Source organism: Yersinia sp. 2553 StPb PI, assembly GCF_052217105.1.
In the GTDB taxonomy this organism is placed as follows: Bacteria; Pseudomonadota; Gammaproteobacteria; order Enterobacterales; family Enterobacteriaceae; genus Yersinia; species Yersinia enterocolitica_E.
In genome coordinates this window covers 846,154-871,401 of the sequence record NZ_JAZGPX010000002.1, presented here as the reverse complement: position 1 = coordinate 871,401, position 25,248 = coordinate 846,154, and the positions used below count along the sequence as shown (strand labels likewise).

Below are 25,248 nucleotides of genomic sequence, written 5' to 3'. Positions count from 1 at the left end.
GATTATCAGGTCTGTGAATGGAACACTGCGTTCAGACACAGACGACACCAAACTCTCAACAATAGTTCCAAAAAAATTATTGGCGGCAGTGGCAGGTGTCCGAATAACACCAATGAGGGTAATAATAATGATGAAGCGCAATATTCTTGCAGTAGTAATCCCAGCATTGTTAGTAGCTGGCGCAGCTAATGCAGCAGAAATCTACAACAAAGACGGCAACAAACTTGATCTGTACGGTAAAGTTGATGCGCGTCACCAGTTCTCTGATGCCAAGGGTCAAGACGGCGACGAATCTTATGTTCGTTTCGGCTTCAAAGGTGAAACCCAAATTACTGACCAACTGACCGGTTACGGCCAGTGGGAATATAACATTCAGGCTAACAATGCTGAAGCTCAAGAAGGCAAAGGCAACAAAACCCGTCTGGGCTTTGCTGGTCTGAAATTTGCTGAGTTCGGTTCATTCGACTACGGCCGTAACTACGGCGTAATCTATGACGTCAACGCATGGACTGACATGCTGCCAGTGTTCGGTGGTGATTCAATCTCCGCCTCTGACAACTACATGACTGGCCGTTCTACTGGTCTGGCCACTTACCGTAACACCAACTTCTTCGGTCTGGTTGATGGCCTGAACTTTGCTCTGCAATATCAAGGCAAAAACGAAAGTGGCCGTGATGGCTTGCTGACCACTCAAAACGGTGACGGCTTCGGTATCTCTTCTACTTATGATATCGGTTACGGCGTAAACTTCGGTGCTGGTTTCTCTTCTGCTAACCGTACTACTCTGCAGAAAGATGCTCACCTGTCTAACCAAACATTTGCTGAAGGCGATAAAGCTCAAGCATGGAACGTTGGTGCTAAATACGACGCTAACAACGTATACTTGGCTGTAATGTATGCTGAAACTCAGAACATGACTCCATTCGGTGACGATTCTGTTGCTAACAAGACTCGTGACATCGAAATCACTGCACAGTACCAGTTCGACTTCGGTCTGCGTCCGTCACTGGGTTATGTTCAGTCCAAAGGTAAGGATCTGAACAACAACACTGATGACAACCATGACCTGTTGAAATATGTTTCTGTTGGTACCTACTACGCATTCAACAAAAACATGACCACCTATGTTGATTACAAAATCAACTTGCTGGACGAAGACAACTTCACCCGTGCTAACAATCTGATGACTGATGACGTTGTTGGTGTTGGCTTGGTATACCAGTTCTAAGTTAAACTTAATCACGCAGTTTATCTGCTGACATAAGTTGAAAAAAGACAGGGCTTCGGCTCTGTCTTTTTGTTTTTATCCTTAGCCAATAGAGGGATATTACGCTGTCGAATGCACTATTTTGCCGATTTTTCACCCTGAATTCCCCCGCCTCACAACATTCATTTCTTTTTATCGCAAACGGTTGGCAAAGACTGCAACTGGCGCTACCCTGATAGTTCTGTTTGCTTAACGCTAAGCCATGGAAGCCTCTGACATGTTTGAAAAAATCACTGCTGCACCTGCTGACCCGATTTTGGGCCTGACCGATATTTTCCGCGCGGATGACCGCCCTCATAAAATCAATCTGGGGATTGGTGTCTACAAAGACGAAACCGGTAAAACGCCGGTGCTGACCAGCGTGAAGAAAGCTGAGCAGTATTTGCTGGAAAACGAAGTTACTAAAAACTATCTGGGTATTGATGGCCTGCCGGTTTTCGCCAGTTGCACGCAAAAACTGTTGTTCGGTGCCGACAGCGCTATTATTGCCGATAAGCGTGCGCGTACCGCTCAAACCCCAGGTGGTACCGGTGGGTTACGTATTGCTGCTGATTTTATCGCCCATCAGACCAGCGCTAAACGTGTCTGGGTCAGTAATCCTAGCTGGCCGAACCATAAAAATATCTTCGCCGCTGCCGGGCTTGAAGTGGTTGAGTATGCCTATTATGACGCTGCGAACCATTCACTGGACTTCGATGGGCTATTAAAAAGCCTCTCAGAAGCTCAGGCTGGCGACGTAGTGCTATTCCATGGCTGCTGCCATAACCCTACCGGTATCGACCCAACCGAAGCCCAATGGAGCCAATTAGCTGAGCTGTCAGTTGCCAAAGGTTGGCTGCCACTGTTTGACTTCGCCTACCAAGGTTTTGCCAAAGGTTTGGAGGAAGATGCTCAGGGGCTGCGTATTTTCGCTGCTAAACATCAGGAACTGATCGTTTGTAGCTCTTATTCGAAAAACTTTGGTTTGTATAATGAGCGTGTCGGGGCTTGCACCATTGTTGCCGCTAGCAGCGACGTGGCCGATATCGCCTTCAGCCAGGTTAAAGCCGTTATCCGTGCTAACTATTCCAACCCACCAGCCCATGGGGCGTCAGTGGTTGCCACCATCCTGAGCAACGCGACATTGCGCGCCATTTGGGAACAAGAACTGACCGATATGCGCCAGCGCATTCATCGTATGCGTCAGTTGTTTGTGAATACATTGCAGGAAAAAGGTGCGAAGCAGGACTTCAGCTTTATCATTAACCAGAATGGGATGTTTTCATTCAGTGGCCTGACTAAAGAGCAGGTTCTGCGCCTACGCAATGAGTTTGCTGTTTATGCTGTCAACTCTGGCCGAGTAAACGTTGCAGGTATGACACCTGATAACATGGCTCCGCTGTGTGAAGCTATCGTTGCTGTGCTGTGATTAGGCATCAATGACCTACCGTAAAAAGGGTGCATATGCACCCTTTTTATTTTGTTTCAAATGTCAGAATATGAGTCTTAATGGAACATATATTTGGCAAATTCGCTCATCGGCATGGGCCGCCCATACATATAGCCTTGCAGATAGTCGACGTTATGGGCCTGTAAATAGCGCATTTGAGTGTCGTTTTCGACTCCCTCTGCAATGGTCTGCAACCCCAGTCGGGTCGCGAGATCGATAACATTCCCGACAATGTGGCTCGACAATGCATCGGAACCAATCATGCCAACAAAACTTTGGTCAATTTTCAGAAAATCCACTTTAAAGTTCTGCAAATAAGTCAGACTTGAATGCCCGGTACCAAAATCGTCGATAGCAATAAATACCCCCAAAGCATGCAACTCGGCAAATAATCGGTCAGTAATCTCATCGGCAACGATTAATTTCCGTTCGGTTAATTCCAATGTGATATTGATTTTATTACCACCAAAGGCCTGAATAAAACGGCGGCAATCATCTACCAGACTCAGATCACGGCAATGGTTAGCACTGATATTAAAACCAAAGTGAAAACCTTCCGGTAACTGATTTACGTAAGGTGCAAAAGTGGTACTAACTTGCTGCATGATAGCGCGAGTCATCGGAACAATAAGTTCACTGTCCTCGGCCATCGGAATAAATTTATTCGGCTGAATTAAACCATTAACAGGATGCTGCCAACGCATTAGAACTTCACAACCCACCCAGCATTGCTCTTTGCCTGATACTATCGGCTGCATATAAGCAACAAACTCGTTGTTTTCTAACGCCTGTTTTAATACCTGTGTGGGTGATGCCGCCCTACCCGATAACCAGAAAACCAGCGCGGCTGAACCGATGCTCATTAAGATGAAAAATATCAGGCTACCTTGATTATATTGCCAGGCATAGGCCAAATATTGCTGGTTAGAGAGCGTCGTATTTAATGAATAAGCAAACTTGTCTGAGGCCAGATATAACGGTTCGCTTCCCTCGGGGGGGTGGCCTGGATGTACCATACCCACCGCATCCATCCATTTATCACCCACTCTCAGATACAACTGTATATCACCACTTAATAAGTTAAGGATGCTGCGCAGATAATAGCCATCGACCGCAACCAGTATGCTGTAATCACCTCGCGCCAGCCGATACACCATCAAAGCACGATCTGGAGTGACATCATTCCCCTGCATTAGCTCCAGTTGACCATCAACGAACACATCTAGATCAAACGGCGTGGAAAGTGGGCCATATATCGAGGAACAATAGATGGTCGTCCCCTTAGCTAAAGAGACTGAACGCACATCCGGTATAATGACAACTTGATCCCGCAGATTTTGAACAACTTGCATGCAAGGTTTGCCTAATCCGGTTTCTACCTGAAGCGCCGCATGCTGCAAATTATTAAATATCTGCTCGAATCGAGCCCTACCTTGTAATAACTTAGCTTCAGCATCCTGATGCATATTGGCTTTGGTTTGCGCATAAATCACTGCCGCCCCTAACAACAGAAATAAGAATAATACCATGAAAGAAAAACTTAGCCGGGACAGGAATTTATTCAGTCTGAAACGACGAAACGGCATAGTGGCTTCCATTGAAAGGCGCTCGTAATATTACGAACTCAAAACGGCAGCAGAAACAGTGCCGGGTCAATAAACGTGACGACTGTTTGTTGGTCAGGCTTTATCCATCTCGCAAAGATAATATAAGCACCGACCGCTATCATCATTATGATCACAGCACCAATAGATAAATAACTATTGCTTCAAAAAATATGTAAATCACTTATTCAATATAACGTAAAAAGGCACCAGACGGTGTTTTTTTAATCCCCCGCACCACTGGCGCAGCGCAGGGGATCAAGGACTTAACTAGCACTGTTAGCCACTCAAAGTACCTTTAAGATACCCATGTGTGGACAAAGTGTGGACACTAAACCGATGTTTTCCCCTTTAATGGATTGAACGAAATAGCGTCTTGCAAATAGTCGGGGGAGAAATGCGCGTACACCATTGTTTGCTGAATAGTTGAGTGACCAAGTATCCGTTGCAATGTGATGATATTTCCACCGTTCATCATAAAATGAGTCGCAAAGGTGTGGCGCAAAACATGTGTTGCCTGGCCGTGTGGTAGGTCTGACTTCACTGATTTTAGTTGCGAACAAAATGCATTGTACTCAGCATCTCTAAACAACAAGCCTGATTTTCTGGCTGTCAGATCGTCGAATACCTCATTCGATATAGGAACCGTTCGTTGCTTACCGTTCTTCGTCTCAACAAACGTTATCCGGTTACCAATAATATGTTCAGCTCTTAATCTTACCGCCTCACCCCATCGCGCCCCTGTACTTAGGCACAAGATAGCAATGCGCCTATTGTCACCATCTAAGTAGCTAAGTAACCACTCAATTTCGCTTTGAGACAGGAACGCTCTCGCAGTCTGCTTCGGCTTTAATTTGCTGATCCCCATCAGTGGATGCACGGAGTGGTACATTCCCGCTTTAATCAGCGCTGTAAACATCCCACTCAAAACCGCCAAATCCCTATTTACACTGGTAGCCTTTACGCCCTCAGCTAGCCGCGTCGCACGGTATTTAGCTATGGCACTTTTATCAATCTGAAAAGCACAAGGGTCAGACATTATCCTTATGACCTTAGCCAGTTGGACTTTGTACTTTTTCCCATAATCCATGTTCTGACCGTGATAAAGCCACCACAACTTTGCCAGTTCAGAGAGGGGGCGTTTATCGGCAGGCTTAGATAACCACTCTTTTTCGTGATAATTGACAGTCACATACTTTTCAAACGCTACTGCTTCATGCTTTTTACTAAACGTCCTTCTGATCCGCTTTCCATTGCGGCCAGCCGGTCTAATATCCACAACATACTGACCATCATCGAATTTCTTAATCGACATAAGATAACCCTCCGATGTACTGCTCAACCTCTTCCCATAGGCATTCCACCCACAGGTAAAAAATATCTAGCCAATTTTCGTTTCTGAGCGGGTAGAGATTGTTGCGTCTGGCCCATTAAGAGAGAGAGCCGGCGCAATTTGACCGGCCTCTGGGGCTACATGGTCAGTCATAAACCACATTGTGTATTTCATAAATCGTGGGTGATTTAATATTTTCATAATAGCCTCTGCACTCATTCCCTTTGAGCGGGTTTCATAACTTGATAAGGAGCTGTACGGAACCTCAGTTAACTCACTGAATTGCTTTCTGTTAAGTCTCTCGGACTCCCTCATCAGCTTTAATTTTTCTGCAATGTCTATTGACATAAATCTCCCAATGCATGATAGTTTGCAAATCGTAGTAATATATTGAGTATCGGAATCACCGATATCACCATAAGCAACTGCAAGACACTATAAGCGCTTGATTACCCCAATAGGAGAGATTAACAGATGAGCAAAGAGATCGTAAGGGCGACTGATGCGTTGCCCTACCCCGAGTTTGCCCGCTTGATTGGCAAATCGCCCGAGGCGGTAAAAGGCATGATTGCCAAGAACAAATTACCCATCATCGAAATGCGTAATCCAGAAAACCCAGATGCACGAGGTGAGCAATGGGTTTACCTGCCAGCCTGGAACAGCGGCATGAAACTAGCTTTCGAGAGTCGTCCGAAAGAGATCCGTGACGGTTGGCTGATGTGGTTGGGGTTGGGTGAGCCGTCATGATTTCCTCATTGCCTCGCGGCCCAATGTACGCACTGACTGTTATCAGCGATCACACCAGTGCTTACCGTGGGTTTTCAATTACCAAGTTGAAGCGCAATAAAAGAAACCCGATCACCCGTTACCACGTTCGCCAGGGTGATGAGTCTTACGGCAAGTTTGACGCACAGGCGCAGGCCACGGATTACATTGACCGGTTGTATAAAATGAGGAATTCACTATGAAGAAATCACTGATTCTGCAACTCGCCAATATCGTGCTGCAAAACCATCACTTCCAAATGGAGGCTTCCCGCATAAGGCTTAATCAGGGCCTTATCGGTAATTTCAGCTTTATCCGTGGTTGCCGAGTCATTACCGCAAATACCATTGCAAACTTGGACATGCTAACAACGCTGGCGGTGACCACTGGTGAGGGTGACGACACGGTGTATCCAATATTAAGGGATGCCGTTCGTGGCTTTAAATCATGCAAGGTACCGCCCGAACCATTTAATGAAGTATTGAGGGGATAAAGCCCTCCCTCAAATAACAGATTTGCGAAAGGGTTTTATTCTTATTAACCAGAGAGGATTTAAATATGTCTAATTTTGTCAAAATAAAGAAAGACGACAAATACTTTATTCTTAATACTGAAAGTGTTGAGTCAGTATTTCCCGACGCTCCCGGCTCAATAATTAAACTCCTTAATGGCGACCCTATACGCACGTTCGCAGAAATTGACGACATTGCCGCCGCCCTTATTCCAGCATTAAAAAGCGGTACTGTTATTGATGCAGTAACAATCTATCCACCGCAAGAATCAGCAAAGCCAGAAAGTACCGTCGAAGATAAACAGATCACGGGCGGGGTAATGCTTAACACCGAGGAAACCATTTTCCGCCGCCGCTATTATCACAATGGCGCACACGCTGGGTTTATTCTTTACGCCAACGAATCCGATTTCGGCGACGAAATGAAAGAGGACATTGCAAGAAAAATAGAAGAGCTAGGCGGTAAAGTCGAATTTAAAAATATCTTTATTGATACCTCTGCACCCGCCCCCTCATTTAGGTTGGGGATATTAAGTGAAGAGTGCACGTCTGGGGATGTGGGCCTTACTGGTGATAACGTCATGTTCGTATGTAATGTCTATGAAAATGATAACCCTAAAGGACAGCTATTTTTCGGCTCAACAAATGGCTTATCGAGTGATGAAATCCGGTTGGCTCTTTCGGGCTTATCGTTCCAAGAGAGAGAGACTATACGCGCTGAGGCTAAGAATAATATCAATGAAAAGCTAAAAGCAAAGTACGGTCAGTCTTTAGACCGCACTATCGTCATTAACATCAAAGACGGTGAAGTTAATTAGCCGGCTTTAATTTCTGCAAATTCCGCAGCCTTTCTAATCATAGCTAGGGTGCCCTGCTTAATTTGCTTGTCTGTTTCGCTGTCAGTAGGAGCGATATATGACGGTATTCCGTTTAAATCTTCTAAGCTCATGTGTCCCAAGATGTTCATAATTAGGGCTTGATGGATTGCGGATTGAATTTCTAACTGTCTGATTTTCTTATTCGCTTCTTCTAATGCCTGGTTTTGTAGTTCTGTAGACATAACAACTTCCTTTTTGTGGTTGGTAGGTATTGCGCCGGGGTTCCCTCTCACAGTAGTAACCGGCGCAAAAACAGTACCACAAAAAAACGCGCGCCGGGCGCGATGCAGTACCCCGGCAACTATTCATTTGATGGAGATCACTTAATGACCGCTAACCAATGCCCGTCACTGGCTGCAATGCTACGGAACGGCCAGCAAGTTACTCACCGTCGCCACCAGTGCGGCTGGATTGAAACACCGGACGGTCGTGACTTTCAGCCAAAGGCCAGTGAAGTGCAGTTTATTAAAGGTTGTCGTACCCCGTTTATGACAAAGCCCAGGGCTAAACCCCGTTGGTGGGCGCGTCTGATGGGAATATTTGCGTAGGGGGATGTATGGCAAATACCGAGGAGGCCCGCGCCGTTCCGCTGACATTAAAAGAACGGCAGCACGGCCTACAGCATGTTGCTGAAATTTGGTCTTTGCTCCCCAGCAAAAAACACCAGGGAGCTATACCGGCACTGATTAATGAAATGGGCGAGACGGACCCAAAAATGAAAGGTGCCATTTATTACCTTGCAGACATTCCGAAAGCAAGGCACGGATTAGAGTTTAAGGAGCTGCTACCGCAAGAGCAGAGAAATTTAGTTGATGCACTGAATAGATGGAGGGCATCGACCAGTTTATTACCGGAACGGATCACCTATATAGATTGTGATCCATTGCTGGATAATAAAAGTAATTAAATAAACACCTGAAATTTACAGGCGCTTTACTGCGTCGGGATTCCCATTATCTAAGGGCGGAGTAATAAGAATGAGTGTTGCACCGATAAAATTAACACAAGAGTTAAACGATATAGAACTGGTAGCGCATTTTAATAGTGCTCGCCTTTCTGAACGCCTGTTACTACTTGAGCGATTAGAAAACAAATTAACTAAATTAAATCAATCCGTTTTTTCTAAAGAAGAAGTATTTAAAGAGCTATCCCGTTGGATATCAGAAGTTAAATCCGTTGCTAATTCATCTACTGAAAATAAAGAGGCTAAATAATGGCTACTCATATTAATACTACCAATGCAATTAAGGGGCTGACTTGTGCGGCTAGTAGTCTCATTCCCCTTGCTGCGCTCGATGGTATTCATGCAATCGCATTGAGAGCACACGTCAGAAAGCATTTAGTTGCTGCCGGTCTTGAAATCGACCGTCTTAATAGCGAGGCAATCAAGTTACGAGCGCGTGTTCAACATTTGGAGGGGTTCAATTCATCATTCGAGCCTAAATGGGATTCTTTAATATTTGCAATTATGGGTACGGATGCAGGTAAAGATATATGTAAAGAAGGCCATGATAAAACTACGCTATTAGCCATTCAGGCAATACATAAAACAGAATCAGAACGCAAAGAAGCACAACGAACAGCGCTGGCATTTCAGGAAGCGGCTGGATATTCGCTAACACCTAAAACCCATCAATTAAAAACTCTGCCTGAATATTTCCAAGCTGTTATTGAGGGAAAGAAGAAAGCTGAATTACGAACCAATGACCGCAACTTTGCGATTGGGGATTATTTACTTTTGGCTGAATGGGATGGTGGGACTGATGAATATACAGGCCGCAAGATTGTAGTAGAAATTTCAGATATTACTCAATGCGATTTTGTTTCCCCGAAATTAGTCATGCTTTCATTTTTTGATCCATCCGATGAAATTCCATTTTAAGGGGGCGTTATGACTACTCCATCACGTTACCGCGAACTCTGGTCACCGGCTGAACTGGCTTATCTGAGTGAGGCCATCACAACAACCCCTTATCGGGACATCGCCAATAACTTGGGTCGGTCAGTGCCGGCGGTAAGACGAAAGGCATTTCTTAATGGCCTGACTTCATGCCGCTGTGAACTTTGGTCGCCGGGTGAAGTGGCCTATCTGCGTGATGCCGTCAAAACAACCCGATATCGGGACATCGCCGATCGCTTGGGGCGGTCACCCAAGGCAGTGCAGCAAAAGGCATTTGTGGAGGGGGTAAACCCTTCAATTGTCGGCGAGTGTAATCGCAACGCCAAATTCAGCGATCATGATGTGGAGCTATGCCGCGCACTTTACGACGAAGGTATAAAACCCAGGCTCATTGCCGAAAAAATGGAAATCCCCGTCGCTAGCGTCTACAAAATTACACATTACCGGACGCGACGAACGCCCACGCCTGGCAGTTCGCTACGCCAATGACCGACAAGCGCAGTAGATTTCAGCCTGCCCCATCACACCCCGGAAACGATAAAACGTTTGCCGGGGTTTACTCTTGGAATAACAATCCCAGCACCGCCATAAACCCGCGCCTGGATATTGAACCGCCGCCAAAAGTCACCCCTCTAGGGCAAATACTTGCCGCCTATAGCAAAGAGCGGAAGGCAGCAACAGAGGCAGAAAAAGCAAGACAAGCCGCCGTTGTCGCCCTCTTCGTGTCCTCACTGACTGACGACGAGCGCAAAGCCATAGCAAAACGCCAGTTGCTGATTGAATACTTTGAAGAAGAGGAAGAGAAACGCGAGTTTACTTTAGCGCGCCTGGCTGAATCCAAAAAAGCTGAACGCCATAATCGCGCATTAGAAACACAGGCCAATCTCAACAGCCAACCTAAATTCATTCACCAGCCACTACAGCGGCGCATTGATTATTTGCGTCAGGAAAGCGGTGACGAGCGAGCCAATGCCATTTTGAGTCGCTTCATTGAGACGGCACTGTCACGCTTGGACGCCATGCGAGGTAAGCAGCAAACCGTCGCACTACGCCATATTGCCAGCCGTGAGAGATTAGACGGCCTGCTCCATTTGGCCGAACTCAATAAAAAAGAGGTCACCACCCTGGCAACAATGGCCGCGGCACACATGGATATGTTGCTCGATAGCCAAATGGCAACACTGCCCGCCGAAAATGCCACCCCTCGCCAGATATTGCGCGTTTATCACGCCGTTGCTAACGAAGCCCGAAAGCTATCAATCACCCCGCCGAATTGGGATGCTCTCAACGATAAAATACGCCGCAGAGGCCAAATACCTTTCGACCTGATCCCCGGTGCGTTAGCTCGTTTGCGTTGTGCGACTTGGTGGAAAGGTCGGCTGTGGCGCTTACGTTGTCAGTGGCGGGAGGAGCAATTACGCGCTGTCATGTTGGTTCACAAAAAGGCATCTCCTTACATCAGTCAGGAAGCGCTTGTTTATCAGCGCGAACAGTGGCGGCGTTCTACTGAGTTTATCCGTGCTCATGAGCTGGTTAATGACAGCGGTTTTGTCATGGATATGGAAGAGGTGGTTAACGCCAGCGCCAGTAATCCGCATCTACGCTATATCGAAATGATGACCACCTGTAAAGGCTTAGAAAATCTGGCAGAAATGCGCGGAGATAAGGCGATGTTTTACACCATCACCTGCCCGTCGAAGTATCACGCCACGCTTAAAGATGGCAGACCTAACCCGAAATGGAGCACAAAAACCATCAAGGAAAGCAGTGATTACCTGGTCAACCTTTTCGCAGGCATCAGGAAAAAACTCAACCGGCTAGGTTTGCGTTGGTACGGCGTCCGTATTGCTGAACCCCATCATGATGGCACCGTCCACTGGCATTTAATGTGCATCATGGAAAAACAAGACCGCGCCGCGATCACCCAGGTAATGCGGGACTTTGCTATCCGTGAAGATCGTAAAGAGTTAGGGCGGGATATTAAACCCCGTTTTGATGTTAAGCCGGTGCTCAAAAGCAAAGGCACTATCACCAGTTACTTAACCAAGTATCTGGGTAAGAACGTGCGCGGCAGTAACATTAAAGGGAGGCTGGACAAAGAGACCGGTAAACCCATTGTCAGTAAAGAAACCGGCCAGCCATTAGGGGACGATACCGAAAGGGCTGTTGCCTGGGCTTCTCTTCACGGCGTCCAGCAATTCCGCTTTTTTGGCATTCCCTCCCGCCAGGTTTACCGCGAATTACGCATGTTGGCCGGCCAACTCCGACGCAAGGCCGAAGCAAAAGCCATCAAGATGGAAGCAGCAGCCACAACCAAGGACGAAACCGGCTTAAGTAAAGTTTGGTTATGGAAAAAAGTGCTGGCTAATAAAGATATGGATGATGTGTTAGCCGCAGCGGATGCCGGCTGCATGGCGACGTACATCCTAAAGCAAGGCGGTGTTCTGGAACCCCGCAAAAATCACCTTATCCGTACCGCTTACATTGAGTCTGAAACCCCCAACGACTATGGCGAATACGGAACCAAAATTTTTGGCATCTGGTCACCTAGCCTGGGCGAGCGCTCACGCGTTTGTATCCATAGCGATAACTGGAAGATGGTACGCAAGACTGATAGCAACGACAGCCAAACCAAGGCCACTCCTGTGGCCGTTGGGGTTGACGTTGGTTTTGATTTTGACATTGGGGCGGCAGTATCGCCCCTCGGACTCGTGGCAATAACTGTCCCCACCCCCGACGACGAAGCCCCAAAACAGCGTAAAAAACGGACAACGCCGCCGCCAGATTTAAGCGACTTCAACAAAATATCGTTCACCCAACGGAGGGAAATGCGCAACCGACTACGGGGAGAGGCCAAAAAACCGATAAAAATTTGAGATATAGTAGAATATCAATGACCCAATCGTGATTGGGTGTAACGTAATCAACATTATTCAATTGATAATTATTTTCAATTCATTACCATCCTTTCTAGTGTGGCTATTTTAACTAAAAGGAAAATACCTTGATTCAGGAAATAGAAGTAAAATCATTTGATGACTATATAAGTAAAATACAAAACACAGGGAAAGAACTCTGGTTTCGTGGCGTAACAAATAAGAACTATAGTCTTACCCCTGGGTTCGTCAGAGCCAACATTAAAATTAACATAGAAACAACTTCTGTTTTAGATTTCATTAATTGCTACCAAAATTATCATCCAAAAGTTGAGAACCCATGGGAACTGTACAGTTTAATGCAACACTATGGTTTCCCAACTAGATTATTAGATTGGTCAACTTCAATGATAATTGCATTATATTTTGCATTAGATGGAGAGCCTAGCAAGGATGAGCAAGGAAAAGAGATAGAGCGCGTTGTTTGGGCAATGAAGACAGGTGAAATAAATAGATTTAATATTATGAACCGTAGAACATTACCTACTGCCTTGGGCCGTGGAACAAGAGCGGAAAAATATTTACCAATACCGCTAAGATTAACAGATGACCATGAGAATGAATTCGAAAGCAACCCCCTCGCATTTCGTGTCCCTTTAAGCAATAGGCGTATTAATGCTCAAAAAGGTTGTTTTACAATTCATGGAAGTAATAATGAAGGTATTGAAAAAGTAATGGTAGATAATGGAATTGGTAGTGATATATATAAATTTATTTTTAATGAAACTACTGCAAGCAAAATGAGAAGTTATCTTCATCGAATGCAAATTAATGAAGATGATATTTATCAGGATTTAAACTCACTATCAAGAAGGATCATTCGGAGTCGAATGACACCCAGAAAAAGTAATTAGGGGTAACAATAGTAGAGAGAAAAAACCCGCTTTCGCGGGTTTCTCTTATCCTGGCTGACCTTGTAACCAATCCAGGGCAATCTGTTTTTCATCTGGCCGTAGCCTTTCCAGTAGTGCTTTGATTAACCCCTTATCACCCAGGCCGCTAGGGCTAACGGTGTGCGAGCGGGTTAATTCATAAACACTCGTTTCGCTACATTCTACATTTGTGCAGGTGTAATACAGGTTTGCAAGCTGGGGCGCTTGCCATACTGATTTACGGTTATGCATCCGCGCACCACACGCCGTGCAAATAACCTTGATTGTCGCCATACCATCCCCCGAAAAACCGCCATCTTGAGATGATTTTAGCACTTTCCGCCGCTTATTTCTCATACGTTACGCCCCATCACCTGGCGTGATAACAATCTCATTATCAGCCGGCTTGGTCAGTGGCAATCCATCACTGTTTAGCCCCTCAAATTGCAGGTGCAAATGGGGCGGGATTTCGGGATCATGCTTCACCGCACTGGCAAACATCCGTTGAAGCGGGATCACCTCATCTTTTCGATAGGTATCGCGCGCAGTTTCCGGGCTTGCCATCACCGCCCCGTTAGTCGGGATTATCCCCGCCAGGCCGGAGGGGAAACGGTGCGCGGTCAATACGTCTTGTGCGCTGATGCTTTTAATATTGGCGAATTCATCTTTTACGCCGGCATCACCAATCGGGATAAATTGCACCCCTTTTTCGCCACCGTCCGCGATATTGATAAACATCATTTTGAAGTTACCCACCCCTTTGGATTCCTCAATTTTTTTCGCGATATCCTCTTCCATTTCGTCGCTTAAATTGGGGTCGGTGGTATAGATAATCCCGCCGGTATGTGCGCCGTTATGGTAATAGCGACGCCGGAATATGGTGGCTTCCGTATTCAGTAAGGCGCTATGCATCCCGCCGATATAATCCGGCAAGCCATAAACCTGCTGTTGTGGGTCGTATTGGCGCAAAAAAATCACATCATGCGCCGGGTAAATAAGCGGCGGGCCTTTCTGTAAGACCGAAAAATCCCCATCCTTGCGGCGTCGAACGTACAGCGCCGGCAACGGCACCAAATCCACCACATCCCCCCAACCGTTACGCACTTTCAATATAGCGATATCACCAAACAGCAAAAAGTCATAAGCCGCCTGGCCCATTTCGCCCAGGCTCAGACCGCCCCCGGCATAGTCGCTGACCACCATATTCTTGCGGGCGTACAGAACCCCGCCATGCTGCCCGCACATGTTGGCAAGTTGTGCAAGGGCTAGCCGGTCGATGGGTTGCCGCCAGTGGTCGGCGGTCGAGTCGTACCAGATTTCGTGATACTGCGTTCCCTGCGTCAATATCGGCATGGGGGTATCGGTCGTTACGATGCTGAATGTTCCACGCCGTGCCGGCATGGCTTGCGCATTGGATTTTTGCTGCCTGGCGCTGTAGCGCTGTTTGCGTTTGCTCATTATTTTTTCCTGTCAGACGTCCCGCCCAGCCGGATTTCCGCTTGCGTTCGTTGTTGATTGGCTCGTTTATCACCGCATGGGCGATGGCAAAGAATCGGTCGGCGTGGCCGGTGTCGGCGCTACGGTCGGCAACGAATGTCATGCCGCCGCCGCTCTTGGTGGTGGTGTGGCGAATCGCCATAAAGCTTGCCGCAATACCTTTATCCTCAATATCCCAGGCGATACGCTTATGCTCGACAACGTCGATCATCTTCATGACCAGGCGGTTTTTGCTTTCCTGGCTGTAGCGAATCGGTGTCACTTCACGTCGTGCAAAGTCTTGCACCATTTCGCACACCGGCCCGCCAATGCCGGTGGTATCAATGCCGATATGGGTAATGTTGTAGCGGGCCATGTACTCCTTGATGCGGCCTACCTGGTATTTAAAGGCGAAGCCGTGCCAAGTTTCGATATGCAGTACCCGGAACGGCTCCCCGTCCACTTGTGGCGGTGCGACCAGAACAAACGAAGCTGTATCACCGGTGCGGGCAGGGTCGTAGCCGGCCCACACCTCACGGTTACCAAATGGCCGCATGGCATTGACGTCGTGATCTTCCCAGGTACTGACGCTGGTGAGGCATTGTTCCAACTGGTCGAAACGGAATACACAATCACCGGTATCGACAAACTGGCACATGTACAACTGGTTAAAGGCGCTTGCGCTGTTTTCTTCCCGTATCTCTTCCAGGTTGATAAGAATGGCCGCAGCGCCATAGACTTTGGCTTTTTCCTCCATATCGGCAACAGCGGTTTCGACCGTAGTGATATAGCGCCAATGGCTATCCGGGCACATAATCCCGGCTTCCATTTGCGCAAAGGTTGGGAATTCGACGTTTTCCCGCGCCTTTTTACCCTTGCGCCATTCGTCACCCGTCCAGAACGGGTAAGCCTGGTGCGTTTTAGCGCTAGGCGTTGAAATGTAAGTACGGCGTAAATGGGTATGTGTGGCTATCGCGCCGGCCACTCTTTTTAATTCGCTAAATCCGCGCTGATGGAAAATTTCATCTATATAGACGTTGGCGCAAAAGCCCTGGGCGGTGTTGCTGTTGGTTGACAGGAAGTGAAACTCCGCGCCATTGCTCAACACAATAGGGTCGCCGGTCAATTCAATGCCGAACAGTTCAAAAGCAAACTTGATGATATAGCGCCGGAAAATAAGCGACTGAGGGCGAGAGGCCGACAAGAACGCCTGATTGTTACCGGTTAAAATGGCATCTTCCAGGGCTTCAAATGCGGCGTACCAGGTCGCACCGATTTGTCGTGATTTCAGCCATATCCGGTTACGGTGCTTTTTCGCTTCCCGCAGTGTGATTTGATAGTCATACAAGCCATCAATAAATTCATCAAAATCAGCCGCCACAATGCCGGCCACATTATTTCGTTTCCCGCCACGCTTGCCGCTTTTCTTTTTATTGCTGTCGTCGCCCTCATTAGCAATCGCCTCAATGGTGCCACCGGCTCCCGTTGCGATTATCCCGCACGCCGCTGCCTCCAAATTCATGGCGTGAATTTTTTCAGTGTGCTTATGACGGCTGACAATTAACTTGCAGTGCATATCAATGTATTTATCGAGTTCTTTTAACTCAATATCATTTTTATTGGCCTTATCGACCAATACAGCCGCACGGCGGTTAATAACAGATTCTAAATCTTCCTCACTTAATAGACTGCGCCAGCCGCCTTTATCCGCCCAATAGTAAACTATCCGCGTCGAATTGAGTTTTAACTCGGCGGCTATCTCTTGGGCTGTCCAGCGCTTCAAATATAATGAACGCGCAACGCCTATTAATTCTTCTGGATATTTGGATTTTCTGGTCATGCCTCATTATGGCGGCTTTATTTATTCAAAATGACAACTAAATACCGCAATAAATCGCAATGCATATTTATTACGAATGAATAAGAAGTTTGATAAATGAAATAATAAAAACAATCCGTAATACTGAATGAAGTTAATACCATCACCACGCCAAACCGATTAATTAAAAGGTCAATTATGTCCGGTTCACAACTGACAACGAATTTTATTCGCATAGCGACTGAGGGCGCGACTGTTGACGGTCGGGAAATTTCAGCGGAATGGCTGGTCGATATGGCAGAAACATACGACCCCGCAATCTATACCGCCATGATTTGGCCTGAGCATGAACGCTGGTATGGCGCGTGCGGTGAAGTCCAGGAGCTGAAAGCCGAGGTAGAAGATGGCTTGATGCGCCTTAAGGCCCGGCTTTGTCCCGGTATGGATTTGCTCTATGCCAACCGCAACGGGCAAATGCTGTTTTGCTCAATCGAACCTACCGAAACGCTGAATTTTCGCGGTACCGGAAAACCCTATCTTGAGGGCTTGGGCGTCACCAGCTCCCCGGCCAGCATCGGCACGGAGCGTATGCGCTTTAGTGCAAATAAAAACGGAAAACTTTACGGCGCACTAGAAGCATTAGTGATTAGTGATGTTGCCGACACCGAGGAATTAAATATGTCGACCAAAGACCCAAAATCAAAGAAAGCATTATTCCGCAGTCTTTTTAACCTTGCCGATAAAGGCAGTGATAAAAAACCGGAAAAACCAAAATCGCGTTTATTTTCCAGTTCCAGCCGCAAGTTTTCTGATGAAGATATTCAGACCATTGTCGAAGCGGTAGCCGAATTACAGGATGTCGTCGACGAACAAGCGGTAACCATTGAAGAGCAAGCGGTCATTATTACCGAACTGCAAGCCAATGATACGGACGTAACCGAAATTCAGGAAGCTTTGACCGAAGTTAAATCCGAATTGGTCACCGTCCAGGAAGAAGTTACCGAAATTAAAGACGAGGTCACCGGCGGTGAATTCAGCAAACTTAAAAACAAACTCAATGCTGCTGATAAAAAATTCAACAAACTTGAACAAGTCACCACCAAATTACCCGACGCCGCCCCTAATGCGTCCAGCGGTAAGAGTTATAACTTCTGATTTACGGTTAATTAAACCGGAACAGACAGAATTAAATAGCCATTGCGGTAAACGCACTGACAAATAAACGAGAGCACTCATTATGCCAATGAATAAGTTATATGAACTGACGCAAAACTATGCCCGGCGCATTGGTGAGGCCAGCGGTTCGAATGTTAATACCTTGCCAATCAGCACCAACGGCATTGGACGGTTCAGCATTAGCCCGCCGCAAGAAACTGCCTTGCGCTTAGCGTTGATGGAGCAAAATTGGTTTTTGCCATTAATTACCATGCGCGATGTTGACCAAATTCGCGGCCAGGTTATTGATGTCGGTAATCCGGGCCTGTTTACCGGTCGCCGTATTGAGGGCCGATTCACTAAGAATGTGGGCCTGTCTGGCAACGTTTATCAGTTATATCCGACGGACTCTTGCGCCCGCCTGCCGTGGGAAACACTGTCTAACTGGATCCATTCAGGTACCACGGATGATGAATTTATTCAGTTAGTGGCCGAGTTTACCCTACGTACTTTTGCTAATGACACCTTGCGTGTTGGGTTTAATGGTACCAGTGCGGCGCTTGAAACCGATGGCGTGGCGAATCCGAACGGGGAAGATGTCAATATTGGTTGGCATCAAATCGCGAAGAATTTCGATACGTTACACGCGAACCCAACCACACCAGAACAAGACCGCATTCCGGGCTTTACCCAGCGCGTGATCAATCCCGGTGACGGTGAATTGACCATTGGTGCAAACGGTATCTTTAAAACGCTGGATGCGATGGCCTCCTGGCTAATCAGTACCACCATCCCAAGCCAGTTCCAGAACGAACCGGATTTAGTCTTGTTGATTGGTTCAGACCTGATTGCCGCCGAGCAATTCCGTTTGTTCCAGGAAGCGGGCAAACCGACGGAAAATATTGCCGCCCAAATGCTGGCAAATACCGTCACCGGTCGTCGCGTCTATGTTGCGCCATTCCTGCCAGGTAAACGCATGGCCGTTACCACCCTGGCAAACTTGCACAATTATAACCAGCGTAATCACCAATACCGCCGCGCGGAGCATGTGCAAGACCGTCTTGGCTTTGAAAATGCGTGGTGGCGTAACTCTGGTTATGCGCTGGGGCATCCAATGCTGTACGGCGCAATTGATGAATCATCTATCACCATCGAAGCGGAAGAAGATATCAATACCGCGATGTTAGAAGGTTTGATCCCCGGCGCATCAGGTGACGGCGCGCCGAATCTGGATAACACCCAGGTATAAGCGGAGGGAATCCCATGACGTTTAACCCGTTACGTTTTCGGGCGCAGGCTTTAGCCCTGGCGAATGTGCAACGCGCTGCCACGGAAGAGGCCGAGCCTGGCGCAGACGAAAGCCTGCACTTGCAACTGTTGAGCCTGGAAAAGGACGTTAAACGCCTGGGTGTTCTGCCGCGCGTTGCCGACAAGATAGAACTCAAGGCGCGGGAATTGTTACCAAAATGGCTTCCGTATGCCGAGCGCTATCTCAAGGCGGGCAAAGTCTATCAATACCCTGTATTCGGTTATTGCGTGGTCTGGTTGTTTGATACCGGCGATATCGATAAGGCGCTGGATTGGGCCGATATCGCCATTACTCAAAGCCAGGCAACACCGGACAAAATTAAATCAAAATTTCCGTCATTCGTGGCTGATTTTATTCTGGATTGGGCCGCAGATGAGGCGCAAGCGGGCCGCAGTATTGAACCGTATTTTTCCCGCACGTTTACCAATGTGCGAGAGAACTGGCGGTTAAACGAAAGGCACACCGCCAAATGGTTCAAGTTCGCTGGCGAGTTCCTGATCCGCGACAAAGACGGTAAACCCGCTGCCGCCGCGATCAGTGATATCCCGACCTTAATCCGGGCCAATGAATTGCTCGCCCAAGCGGAGGGATTTCATAAAAAAATCGGGGTGGAAACATTGCGTAAACGCATTGCCTCACGCATTCGCGCCCTGGAAAAGCAAGCCGCTGAAATGGCGGACTCTGACCCATCAAAAGGTAATAACAATGAAATTTAAGTTTGAATTGAATCAACTGGTTGAACCCCGCATTAGTGATGAATGGGGAGAGGTTCGGGGCCGCGCTGAATACGCAACATCAGAGAATCAATATTTCATTTTCTATAAGGCCGCAGACGGCCGGGCGGTAAGTGCCTGGTTCAATGAAAGCGAGTTAGAAGCTGTTGAAGATGATCGTCACCCAGGCTGTCCGGTCTATGCCCCCATCGACCCGCCAAAAGGTGCGGTAGTCGAAGAGTGACCCTTTTAATTGTGAACACCGCCCCCTGACGTTGTCGCGGGGCAGTACCGACACCCGGCCAGCCGGGGCGGGCGAAGTGGAGGCCGTAGCGCTTTGCGTCTCACGGGCCGTGGAAACTTGTCAGCCCGCACCCCATAACGAGAGGTTTTTATGTTTCGACCCGGTGATAACGGTTTTCAGAAATCCACGTTAACCAATGATGGCTTTTGGCCTGACCTGGCACTGGATGAGTTCCAGCGTGAGCGCAGCATACCGCCCACGATTAACGAAAAAACCGTGGTGCAAGCCATGCTTGCCGCCGTTGCCGAGATTAACACCTCGTTAGCCAGTTTTACCACGCAGCAAAAAAGTAAGGGCTATATGACGGCCAGCGCGGTACCCGGCCCAAAGATGGAGGGCGAGAACGCACTGACCGCCCAATATAAAAAAGCGGTTTATGCCCGAACAAAAGCCGACTTGATGGGCGAATTTGCCGCCGTCAGCCGGCGCGAGGACAACACCAACCAGGACGCGCCGCAGACAAGGGCGTCATTACTGGCTGAGGCCGCAGTGGTATTGCGCGGCATCAAGGGACGGGGCCGCGTGGGGGTGCATCTAGTATGACTCAGCTTGATAAGTTGTTTGATTTTGTCAGTAGCAACTTGCCGGAACGTCTGATGAAAACCACCGGCGCAGATGCCTGGATGGAAGATATTGAAATTATTCACGCGTCTAAAGCGTGGGGGCTAAATCAGCGCCGGATAGCAATACGACAATATCAGGCGACGTTAGCCTGGGAACGCTGGCCCTATCGCCAGTATGACCCGGACACCTTATTTGCCTTGGTCATGGTGTGGCTGGTTGAACATGCCAACGAGCATTACAACCGGGATGAAATGCCGCCGCCTGACGTCATTTTGCAACTGACAGATAACGATAACGCAACGCTGTTTATCACTGTGCAACTGGCTGACGACATCATTCTGGCAGAAAGCGAGGACGAGGGCATTATCCCGTTGAAAGGTAAGCGTTACCTCGTTGCAGCACCCACAGTGAACACCGCGACAGCCGGCTGGATTGTCGGCGCAAACGGAGCCACCGCACCGACCCACCCAGCGGGTGAGAGTGATGCAAGCTGACTTTACGCTGAACCGCGCCCAATGGGAGGCGCTTAAAAAAGATTTGGCCGCGCTGGAACTGCCACCCAATAAGCGTAAGCGCCTGCTGTGGCGGCTGTTGAAATTAGGCGTGATGCCTGCTGCCCGTCGCCACCAAAAGCAACAGGCCAACGCCGAGGGCGTCAAATGGCCTAAACGCCAGAACGGTTTCAAAGGGAAAATGATGCGGGGATTGCCAAAAATGATGGCAATCAGCGAATTACCCGCTGCTGACTCCGCAAAAATTTATTTGCGCGGCAACAAAAAAACGTCGCCGGGCGTGGTCGGGAAAATGCAGCAATCAGGCTTTACTACCACCGTTACCGCTGACCAGGCAAAGAAACGAAATAGCAGCGAGGCCGGCGCGACACTGCGCCAGGCTAAACGATTACTTGATTTGGGTTACACCGTTTTTCCAAAGACTGCACCGCGCAGCCCGTCCGTGAGTGAAATCATGGATTCACTGAGCCGGGACAAAGCCGGGGCCATTATCCATAGTCTCGAGGGGCGAAAAGCAAAAGCAAGCTGGACGGTGACCTTGCCAGGCCGCGAATGGCTGGCAGTCAATGACGATGAATTTAACAAAATGCTGGCGCGTCAGATGCAAGCCATTAATTACGGCGGTGGCGTCCGGGCGCAAGACATTAAGGGGAAGGTAAAAAAATGACATGGCCCACAGTTACGATAGACCAGCTTAACCAGCGCCAGGGCAAGATTAACGAGGTAGAGCGTACCGTTTTATTCATCGGTAGCGCTGCTGATGATTCTGAAATCCCCGGCGACTTGATCGCGCTGGATTCACAATCTGATATCACCGTTGTGCTGGCTGATGCTGATACGGCATTACGTGAGAACGTCCGCGCCGCACAGCGCAATGGCGGTCAGAACTGGCAAGCCTATGCGCTGTTATTGGCGGCTGATGCAGAGGCTGGCGACGATATGCTTGCAATTCTCAGTGCTCAACAGATGATTTCTGTTGAGGGGGTTATCTGCACCATCCCGATCACTACCGTGGCCGATGGCCGTACCAAAATTAACTTATACGCCGCTTTGCGCGCCGAACTGACCAATAAATATGGTCGCTGGGTGTGGTCAATGCTGACTGTTTCCGGGCCGGCGGCGCTGCCTGTACCTGTTTCATGGTCAGCGTACCAGGCATTTCTTGCTGAACTAGAGACCGGCATTGCTGCTGAGTCCGTGCAACTTGTCCCGGCACTGTGGGGCAATGAAGCCGGCGTGTTGGCGGGCCGATTATGTCACCGCAGCGTGACCGTGGCCGACAGTCCGGCCCGCGTGAAAACCGGTGCATTAATTGGGCTGGGGATTGATACCGCCGAAATGCCCGTTGATCGCAACGGGGTGGAAGTCACCCTGGCGCATTTGCGCGCCATGCATGACCTGCGTTATTCCGTGCCGATGTGGTATCCCGATTACGAGGGCATGTACTGGTCTGATGGCCGCACCTTGGATGCGGTCGGCGGTGATTACCAAATCATTGAAAATCTACGCATTGTTGACAAAGTCGCGCGCCGGGTACGGATTCAGGCAATCAGCAAAATTGCCGACCGTTCGATGAACAGCACCCCGGCCAGTATTGCGGCACACCAGACCTTTTTCGCCCGCACCATGCGCGATATGTCTCACAGCTCGCAGATTAACGGCGTGATGTTCCCTGGCGAAGTGAAATCCCCGCAATCCGGCGATGTGGTGATTACCTGGTCGGATATTGAAACCGTGAGCATTTACCTGGTTGTGCGGCCGTATGGCAGCGCTAAAACCATTCAGATTGGGATCATGCTAGACCAATCCATTACCGCCGTTTCGGAGAATTAATCATGACGACTGCACGCATTGGCGGTAACTCAATCGACATTACCCTGGGTACGCAAATTATCCATGTCAAAACCGTTTCAGTGGATATCACCGATAACACTGCCCCCACACAATCACGCGGTGTTCCTGATGGTTATGTGGCGGGTGATGTGTCTGCTGAGGGGGAGATGGAAGTTGATACCAAGAACTTTAAAAAACTCAGTGCTGCCGCTAAATCCGCTGGCAGTTACCGCAACATGCCAACTACCGACATTTTGTTTTATGCCAACACTGGCGATGAAGAGTTAACGGTCGAGGTATTCGGTTGCAAGCTGATTATCACCAGCCCGTTAGGTTTTGACCCGAAAGGCGGTGAGACGGCCACGCATAAATTTAAGTACATCGTGACCAGCCCGGACTTTATCCACATTGACGGCACGCCGATTTTATCTAGCGACGACGTCCGCGACTTGATCGGGTGAGTGATGCATATGCCAAACGGAGAAACATCATTTATTCGCATTGTGCTGATGCTGGGCGGGATTGGCGCTTTTATTTCACTCGCCAAGGTTTTGGTGGGTAACGAGGCGATCACCCTGCGCCTGATTGTGGGCCGAACAATATTAGGTTCAGGCACTTCATTGCTGGCAGGTATGGCGCTGATTCATTTTCCAGATATTCACATTCTGGCGTTGATAGGTGTCGCTGCTGCCCTGGGAATTATCGGTTCAAGTGTGATCGAGTTAGCCCTGACCCGGTTACTTACCCGCTACTTGGGACGACTAAAAAAAGGAAGTGAATCATGACATTAAGCGAAAAACAGGCGGTATTTACTTTAATGATCGCCCAATTAATTTATTGGGCTGATGAGCGAGGTTATCGCCTAACCTTTGGCGAAGCCTACCGCACCCCGGAACAGGCCGCGCTAAACGCCAAGTCGGGCAAAGGCATTACCAATAGCCTGCACACGCAACGCCTGGCTGTGGATTTCAATCTGTTTATTAACGGCCAATACCAGGACAAAAGCGAAGCCTATAAGCCCCTGGGGGAATATTGGGAATCCATCGGCGGGGCTTGGGGCGGGCGCTTCAAAGACGGCAACCATTTTAGCCTGGAACATAACGGGGTGAAGTGATGCGCGAACTGCTGCCGGCGGTACTGCTATTAATTGCAGCCTGGTGGCTGGGCTGGACGATGCACGGCGACCGCCAGGCAAAAATCGAACTGGCAATTAGCCAGGTAGCCGCAGCCAACCGCTTACAAGTGGAGGATATCGCCGGCACCTCGGCGCGCCAGCTTGAGAACAAATTAACGGAGCTAAGGGCTAATGAAGTGCACACCGAGCGACTTATCAGGACTGAGATTATTAAACCGGTATTTAGCACTGTTTGCGCTACTGATGAGTATGTCCGGTTGTTCAACGCCAGCGCGGAACGTGCCGAACGTACCTTATCAGGAAAACTTGTTGACCCCTTGCCCGGTAACGCTGCCACGCCTGGCCGGTAATACTGGCACCGATTTTAGCAACACATTGCAGCAATATGCGCAGATGTACCCGGATTGCGCCGCACGGCACAACCAGTTAATCGCCGAAATTCACTTACGAAAGGAATTAAAGAAATGAGCAAAGAAAATAAAGAGTTAATCACCCTGACCGTAAAAGGTATGGATGTGCAATTTGCCCCGACCCTGGTCGCGTATAACAAGTGCCTGAATGAGTCGGCGCGGGATGAAAATATCGTCGGTGCTGTCAGTACCTATCTGAAGCGCATTGTTGTACCGGAATCCCGCGACAATCTGGCCGAGCTAATGAAACTCCCCGGACTGGCGGCACAAATCACTAAGAAAGTGAATGAGATTTACGCACCAGATGCAGAAATCGAAGTAAAGGAATAACCGCGCTCATTCAAGCGATTAAGAATAACCCGCTTGAACAATATATGACGCTCCGACGTCATTACCTTCCCAGCGAAGGTGATGACGTTATGAGCCTGGCGCGCGCGGCCTGGCTGGCGGAATACTTCCACGAAAGCGCCATTAACGGCACCACCGCAGGTATATGCAAAGCCTTTAACGGTGAATAGGGATA

Annotated in this window: 34 protein-coding genes; 27 read left to right on the top strand and 7 right to left on the bottom strand. The window is 48.5% G+C overall.

Annotated elements, in window-relative coordinates:
* Nucleotides 1-130: 130 nt before the first annotated feature.
* Together ompF and V2A84_RS05210 are read left to right on the top strand one after the other, a co-directional pair.
* Nucleotides 131-1,228, top strand: coding sequence for a porin OmpF (gene ompF / locus V2A84_RS05215; protein WP_193784809.1), 1,098 nt, complete (start codon nucleotides 131-133; stop codon nucleotides 1,226-1,228).
* Between the two features lie 256 nt (nucleotides 1,229-1,484).
* Complete coding sequence (locus tag V2A84_RS05210) at nucleotides 1,485-2,675, top strand: amino acid aminotransferase (RefSeq protein WP_083158452.1); 1,191 nt, start codon at nucleotides 1,485-1,487, stop codon at nucleotides 2,673-2,675.
* Nucleotides 2,676-2,752: 77 nt separating this feature from the next.
* On the opposite strand, the gene V2A84_RS05205 is transcribed toward V2A84_RS05210, so the two are convergent.
* The 3 genes from V2A84_RS05205 to V2A84_RS05195 all read right to left on the bottom strand — a co-directional run bounded on the left by V2A84_RS05205 (nucleotide 2,753) and on the right by V2A84_RS05195 (nucleotide 5,981).
* Nucleotides 2,753-4,282: an EAL domain-containing protein gene (locus V2A84_RS05205; protein WP_083158451.1), complete on the bottom strand. Its 1,530-nt coding sequence runs from the start codon at nucleotides 4,280-4,282 to the stop codon at nucleotides 2,753-2,755.
* Between the two features lie 349 nt (nucleotides 4,283-4,631).
* Nucleotides 4,632-5,615 carry a phage integrase gene (locus tag V2A84_RS05200; protein ID WP_420073571.1) on the bottom strand — a complete coding sequence of 328 codons (984 nt, stop codon included), beginning with the start codon at nucleotides 5,613-5,615 and terminating at the stop codon, nucleotides 4,632-4,634.
* Nucleotides 5,616-5,681: 66 nt separating this feature from the next.
* Entirely contained in the window at nucleotides 5,682-5,981 is a 300-nt protein-coding gene (locus V2A84_RS05195) for a helix-turn-helix domain-containing protein (protein ID WP_420073572.1), read from the bottom strand.
* Between the two features lie 126 nt (nucleotides 5,982-6,107).
* On the opposite strand from V2A84_RS05195, the gene V2A84_RS05190 reads away from it, so the two are divergent.
* From V2A84_RS05190 to V2A84_RS05175, 4 genes are all read left to right on the top strand, one after another.
* Nucleotides 6,108-6,380, top strand: a complete 273-nt coding sequence (locus V2A84_RS05190; RefSeq protein WP_050882505.1) for a Cox family DNA-binding protein — start codon at nucleotides 6,108-6,110, stop codon at nucleotides 6,378-6,380.
* Nucleotides 6,377-6,601 (top strand): hypothetical protein, encoded by a 225-nt coding sequence (locus V2A84_RS05185; protein ID WP_420073573.1) that lies wholly within the window; start codon nucleotides 6,377-6,379, stop codon nucleotides 6,599-6,601. The genes V2A84_RS05190 and V2A84_RS05185 overlap by 4 nt, the downstream gene beginning before the upstream one ends.
* Nucleotides 6,598-6,891 carry a hypothetical protein gene (locus tag V2A84_RS05180; RefSeq protein ID WP_420073574.1) on the top strand — a complete coding sequence of 98 codons (294 nt, stop codon included), beginning with the start codon at nucleotides 6,598-6,600 and terminating at the stop codon, nucleotides 6,889-6,891. Before V2A84_RS05185 ends, V2A84_RS05180 begins: the two co-directional genes overlap by 4 nt.
* Before the next feature lie 65 nt (nucleotides 6,892-6,956).
* Nucleotides 6,957-7,727 (top strand): hypothetical protein, encoded by a 771-nt coding sequence (locus tag V2A84_RS05175; RefSeq protein WP_420073575.1) that lies wholly within the window; start codon nucleotides 6,957-6,959, stop codon nucleotides 7,725-7,727.
* Here the strand turns inward: V2A84_RS05175 and V2A84_RS05170 are convergent.
* Entirely contained in the window at nucleotides 7,724-7,969 is a 246-nt protein-coding gene (locus V2A84_RS05170) for a hypothetical protein (protein WP_420073576.1), read from the bottom strand. The two genes, V2A84_RS05175 and V2A84_RS05170, sit on opposite strands and share 4 nt — an antisense overlap.
* A 144-nt stretch (nucleotides 7,970-8,113) precedes the next feature.
* On the opposite strand from V2A84_RS05170, the gene V2A84_RS05165 reads away from it, so the two are divergent.
* From V2A84_RS05165 to V2A84_RS05135, 7 genes are all read left to right on the top strand, one after another.
* Nucleotides 8,114-8,335, top strand: coding sequence for a phage filamentation protein Fil family protein (locus V2A84_RS05165; protein ID WP_420070704.1), 222 nt, complete (start codon nucleotides 8,114-8,116; stop codon nucleotides 8,333-8,335).
* A gap of 8 nt (nucleotides 8,336-8,343) precedes the next feature.
* On the top strand, nucleotides 8,344-8,694 hold the full coding sequence (locus tag V2A84_RS05160; RefSeq protein ID WP_420070703.1) for a DUF5347 family protein: 351 nt from the start codon (nucleotides 8,344-8,346) through the stop codon (nucleotides 8,692-8,694).
* Between the two features lie 70 nt (nucleotides 8,695-8,764).
* Nucleotides 8,765-9,001, top strand: a complete 237-nt coding sequence (locus V2A84_RS05155; protein ID WP_442848641.1) for a hypothetical protein — start codon at nucleotides 8,765-8,767, stop codon at nucleotides 8,999-9,001.
* Nucleotides 9,001-9,669, top strand: a complete 669-nt coding sequence (locus V2A84_RS05150; RefSeq protein WP_442848640.1) for a DUF3850 domain-containing protein — start codon at nucleotides 9,001-9,003, stop codon at nucleotides 9,667-9,669. Before V2A84_RS05155 ends, V2A84_RS05150 begins: the two co-directional genes overlap by 1 nt.
* Before the next feature lie 9 nt (nucleotides 9,670-9,678).
* The gene (locus V2A84_RS05145) at nucleotides 9,679-10,176 is read left to right on the top strand and encodes a hypothetical protein (protein ID WP_420073926.1); all 498 of its coding nucleotides are present in this window, start codon (nucleotides 9,679-9,681) and stop codon (nucleotides 10,174-10,176) included.
* Nucleotides 10,173-12,563: a replication endonuclease gene (locus V2A84_RS05140; RefSeq protein ID WP_442848639.1), complete on the top strand. Its 2,391-nt coding sequence runs from the start codon at nucleotides 10,173-10,175 to the stop codon at nucleotides 12,561-12,563. Before V2A84_RS05145 ends, V2A84_RS05140 begins: the two co-directional genes overlap by 4 nt.
* A gap of 128 nt (nucleotides 12,564-12,691) precedes the next feature.
* On the top strand, nucleotides 12,692-13,477 hold the full coding sequence (locus tag V2A84_RS05135; protein WP_442848638.1) for an FRG domain-containing protein: 786 nt from the start codon (nucleotides 12,692-12,694) through the stop codon (nucleotides 13,475-13,477).
* A gap of 45 nt (nucleotides 13,478-13,522) precedes the next feature.
* Here V2A84_RS05135 and V2A84_RS05130 read toward each other — a convergent pair whose 3' ends face one another.
* Genes V2A84_RS05130 through V2A84_RS05120 form a run of 3 tightly spaced genes read right to left on the bottom strand, consistent with a single transcriptional unit; the run spans nucleotide 13,523 to nucleotide 16,811 of the window.
* Entirely contained in the window at nucleotides 13,523-13,831 is a 309-nt protein-coding gene (locus tag V2A84_RS05130) for an ogr/Delta-like zinc finger family protein (protein ID WP_227478284.1), read from the bottom strand.
* Between the two features lie 24 nt (nucleotides 13,832-13,855).
* Nucleotides 13,856-14,740, bottom strand: a complete 885-nt coding sequence (locus V2A84_RS05125; RefSeq protein ID WP_442848637.1) for a phage portal protein — start codon at nucleotides 14,738-14,740, stop codon at nucleotides 13,856-13,858.
* Entirely contained in the window at nucleotides 14,634-16,811 is a 2,178-nt protein-coding gene (locus V2A84_RS05120; protein WP_442848636.1) for a terminase large subunit domain-containing protein, read from the bottom strand. Before V2A84_RS05120 ends, V2A84_RS05125 begins: the two co-directional genes overlap by 107 nt.
* Before the next feature lie 177 nt (nucleotides 16,812-16,988).
* Between V2A84_RS05120 and V2A84_RS05115 the strand changes: the two genes are divergently transcribed.
* The 14 genes from V2A84_RS05115 (at nucleotide 16,989) to V2A84_RS05050 (ending at nucleotide 25,243) form a co-directional block, all read left to right on the top strand.
* A complete protein-coding gene (locus V2A84_RS05115; RefSeq protein WP_342222764.1) occupies nucleotides 16,989-17,945 on the top strand; it encodes a GPO family capsid scaffolding protein in 957 nt (318 codons plus the stop codon).
* Between the two features lie 82 nt (nucleotides 17,946-18,027).
* Nucleotides 18,028-19,194: a phage major capsid protein, P2 family gene (locus V2A84_RS05110; RefSeq protein ID WP_420072979.1), complete on the top strand. Its 1,167-nt coding sequence runs from the start codon at nucleotides 18,028-18,030 to the stop codon at nucleotides 19,192-19,194.
* A 14-nt stretch (nucleotides 19,195-19,208) separates the two neighbouring features.
* Entirely contained in the window at nucleotides 19,209-19,970 is a 762-nt protein-coding gene (gene gpM / locus V2A84_RS05105; protein WP_420072980.1) for a phage terminase small subunit, read from the top strand.
* Nucleotides 19,960-20,211 carry a hypothetical protein gene (locus V2A84_RS05100; RefSeq protein ID WP_263816104.1) on the top strand — a complete coding sequence of 84 codons (252 nt, stop codon included), beginning with the start codon at nucleotides 19,960-19,962 and terminating at the stop codon, nucleotides 20,209-20,211. The genes gpM and V2A84_RS05100 overlap by 11 nt, the downstream gene beginning before the upstream one ends.
* A gap of 150 nt (nucleotides 20,212-20,361) precedes the next feature.
* Entirely contained in the window at nucleotides 20,362-20,814 is a 453-nt protein-coding gene (locus V2A84_RS05095) for a head completion/stabilization protein (RefSeq protein WP_420072981.1), read from the top strand.
* On the top strand, nucleotides 20,811-21,329 hold the full coding sequence (locus V2A84_RS05090) for a phage tail protein (protein WP_050917224.1): 519 nt from the start codon (nucleotides 20,811-20,813) through the stop codon (nucleotides 21,327-21,329). Before V2A84_RS05095 ends, V2A84_RS05090 begins: the two co-directional genes overlap by 4 nt.
* Nucleotides 21,319-22,014: a hypothetical protein gene (locus tag V2A84_RS05085; protein WP_420072982.1), complete on the top strand. Its 696-nt coding sequence runs from the start codon at nucleotides 21,319-21,321 to the stop codon at nucleotides 22,012-22,014. The genes V2A84_RS05090 and V2A84_RS05085 overlap by 11 nt, the downstream gene beginning before the upstream one ends.
* On the top strand, nucleotides 22,011-23,180 hold the full coding sequence (locus tag V2A84_RS05080) for a DUF2586 domain-containing protein (protein WP_420072983.1): 1,170 nt from the start codon (nucleotides 22,011-22,013) through the stop codon (nucleotides 23,178-23,180). Before V2A84_RS05085 ends, V2A84_RS05080 begins: the two co-directional genes overlap by 4 nt.
* A gap of 2 nt (nucleotides 23,181-23,182) precedes the next feature.
* Nucleotides 23,183-23,641, top strand: coding sequence for a phage protein (locus tag V2A84_RS05075; protein WP_420072984.1), 459 nt, complete (start codon nucleotides 23,183-23,185; stop codon nucleotides 23,639-23,641).
* Between the two features lie 9 nt (nucleotides 23,642-23,650).
* Entirely contained in the window at nucleotides 23,651-23,965 is a 315-nt protein-coding gene (locus V2A84_RS05070; protein ID WP_050149123.1) for a holin, read from the top strand.
* Complete coding sequence (locus tag V2A84_RS05065; protein WP_420072985.1) at nucleotides 23,962-24,294, top strand: M15 family metallopeptidase; 333 nt, start codon at nucleotides 23,962-23,964, stop codon at nucleotides 24,292-24,294. Before V2A84_RS05070 ends, V2A84_RS05065 begins: the two co-directional genes overlap by 4 nt.
* Complete coding sequence (locus V2A84_RS05060; RefSeq protein ID WP_372568513.1) at nucleotides 24,294-24,665, top strand: hypothetical protein; 372 nt, start codon at nucleotides 24,294-24,296, stop codon at nucleotides 24,663-24,665. The genes V2A84_RS05065 and V2A84_RS05060 overlap by 1 nt, the downstream gene beginning before the upstream one ends.
* 114 nt (nucleotides 24,666-24,779) lie before the next feature.
* Nucleotides 24,780-25,055, top strand: coding sequence for a putative phage tail assembly chaperone (locus V2A84_RS05055; RefSeq protein ID WP_088130346.1), 276 nt, complete (start codon nucleotides 24,780-24,782; stop codon nucleotides 25,053-25,055).
* A 44-nt stretch (nucleotides 25,056-25,099) separates the two neighbouring features.
* Nucleotides 25,100-25,243: a DUF6890 family protein gene (locus V2A84_RS05050; protein ID WP_167335165.1), complete on the top strand. Its 144-nt coding sequence runs from the start codon at nucleotides 25,100-25,102 to the stop codon at nucleotides 25,241-25,243.
* The last annotated feature ends 5 nt before the right edge of the window (nucleotides 25,244-25,248 follow it).

Coding starts and splice junctions, on each gene's coding strand:
- V2A84_RS05165 (WP_420070704.1), top strand. CDS start 8,114: ATGACCGCTAACCAATGCCCGTCACTGGCTGCAATGCTACGGAACGGC.
- V2A84_RS05150 (WP_442848640.1), top strand. CDS start 9,001: ATGGCTACTCATATTAATACTACCAATGCAATTAAGGGGCTGACTTGT.
- V2A84_RS05195 (WP_420073572.1), bottom strand. CDS start 5,981: ATGTCAATAGACATTGCAGAAAAATTAAAGCTGATGAGGGAGTCCGAG.
- V2A84_RS05120 (WP_442848636.1), bottom strand. CDS start 16,811: ATGACCAGAAAATCCAAATATCCAGAAGAATTAATAGGCGTTGCGCGT.
- V2A84_RS05100 (WP_263816104.1), top strand. CDS start 19,960: ATGAAATTTAAGTTTGAATTGAATCAACTGGTTGAACCCCGCATTAGT.
- V2A84_RS05055 (WP_088130346.1), top strand. CDS start 24,780: ATGAGCAAAGAAAATAAAGAGTTAATCACCCTGACCGTAAAAGGTATG.
- V2A84_RS05180 (WP_420073574.1), top strand. CDS start 6,598: ATGAAGAAATCACTGATTCTGCAACTCGCCAATATCGTGCTGCAAAAC.
- V2A84_RS05145 (WP_420073926.1), top strand. CDS start 9,679: ATGACTACTCCATCACGTTACCGCGAACTCTGGTCACCGGCTGAACTG.
- V2A84_RS05115 (WP_342222764.1), top strand. CDS start 16,989: ATGTCCGGTTCACAACTGACAACGAATTTTATTCGCATAGCGACTGAG.
- V2A84_RS05205 (WP_083158451.1), bottom strand. CDS start 4,282: ATGCCGTTTCGTCGTTTCAGACTGAATAAATTCCTGTCCCGGCTAAGT.
- V2A84_RS05200 (WP_420073571.1), bottom strand. CDS start 5,615: ATGTCGATTAAGAAATTCGATGATGGTCAGTATGTTGTGGATATTAGA.
- V2A84_RS05185 (WP_420073573.1), top strand. CDS start 6,377: ATGATTTCCTCATTGCCTCGCGGCCCAATGTACGCACTGACTGTTATC.
- V2A84_RS05070 (WP_050149123.1), top strand. CDS start 23,651: ATGCCAAACGGAGAAACATCATTTATTCGCATTGTGCTGATGCTGGGC.
- V2A84_RS05065 (WP_420072985.1), top strand. CDS start 23,962: ATGACATTAAGCGAAAAACAGGCGGTATTTACTTTAATGATCGCCCAA.
- V2A84_RS05110 (WP_420072979.1), top strand. CDS start 18,028: ATGCCAATGAATAAGTTATATGAACTGACGCAAAACTATGCCCGGCGC.
- V2A84_RS05160 (WP_420070703.1), top strand. CDS start 8,344: ATGGCAAATACCGAGGAGGCCCGCGCCGTTCCGCTGACATTAAAAGAA.
- V2A84_RS05095 (WP_420072981.1), top strand. CDS start 20,362: ATGTTTCGACCCGGTGATAACGGTTTTCAGAAATCCACGTTAACCAAT.
- V2A84_RS05210 (WP_083158452.1), top strand. CDS start 1,485: ATGTTTGAAAAAATCACTGCTGCACCTGCTGACCCGATTTTGGGCCTG.
- V2A84_RS05085 (WP_420072982.1), top strand. CDS start 21,319: ATGCAAGCTGACTTTACGCTGAACCGCGCCCAATGGGAGGCGCTTAAA.
- gpM (WP_420072980.1), top strand. CDS start 19,209: ATGACGTTTAACCCGTTACGTTTTCGGGCGCAGGCTTTAGCCCTGGCG.
- V2A84_RS05170 (WP_420073576.1), bottom strand. CDS start 7,969: ATGTCTACAGAACTACAAAACCAGGCATTAGAAGAAGCGAATAAGAAA.
- V2A84_RS05090 (WP_050917224.1), top strand. CDS start 20,811: ATGACTCAGCTTGATAAGTTGTTTGATTTTGTCAGTAGCAACTTGCCG.
- V2A84_RS05175 (WP_420073575.1), top strand. CDS start 6,957: ATGTCTAATTTTGTCAAAATAAAGAAAGACGACAAATACTTTATTCTT.
- V2A84_RS05075 (WP_420072984.1), top strand. CDS start 23,183: ATGACGACTGCACGCATTGGCGGTAACTCAATCGACATTACCCTGGGT.
- V2A84_RS05060 (WP_372568513.1), top strand. CDS start 24,294: ATGCGCGAACTGCTGCCGGCGGTACTGCTATTAATTGCAGCCTGGTGG.
- V2A84_RS05050 (WP_167335165.1), top strand. CDS start 25,100: ATGACGCTCCGACGTCATTACCTTCCCAGCGAAGGTGATGACGTTATG.
- V2A84_RS05140 (WP_442848639.1), top strand. CDS start 10,173: ATGACCGACAAGCGCAGTAGATTTCAGCCTGCCCCATCACACCCCGGA.
- V2A84_RS05125 (WP_442848637.1), bottom strand. CDS start 14,740: ATGTGCGGGCAGCATGGCGGGGTTCTGTACGCCCGCAAGAATATGGTG.
- V2A84_RS05080 (WP_420072983.1), top strand. CDS start 22,011: ATGACATGGCCCACAGTTACGATAGACCAGCTTAACCAGCGCCAGGGC.
- V2A84_RS05190 (WP_050882505.1), top strand. CDS start 6,108: ATGAGCAAAGAGATCGTAAGGGCGACTGATGCGTTGCCCTACCCCGAG.
- V2A84_RS05155 (WP_442848641.1), top strand. CDS start 8,765: ATGAGTGTTGCACCGATAAAATTAACACAAGAGTTAAACGATATAGAA.
- ompF (WP_193784809.1), top strand. CDS start 131: ATGAAGCGCAATATTCTTGCAGTAGTAATCCCAGCATTGTTAGTAGCT.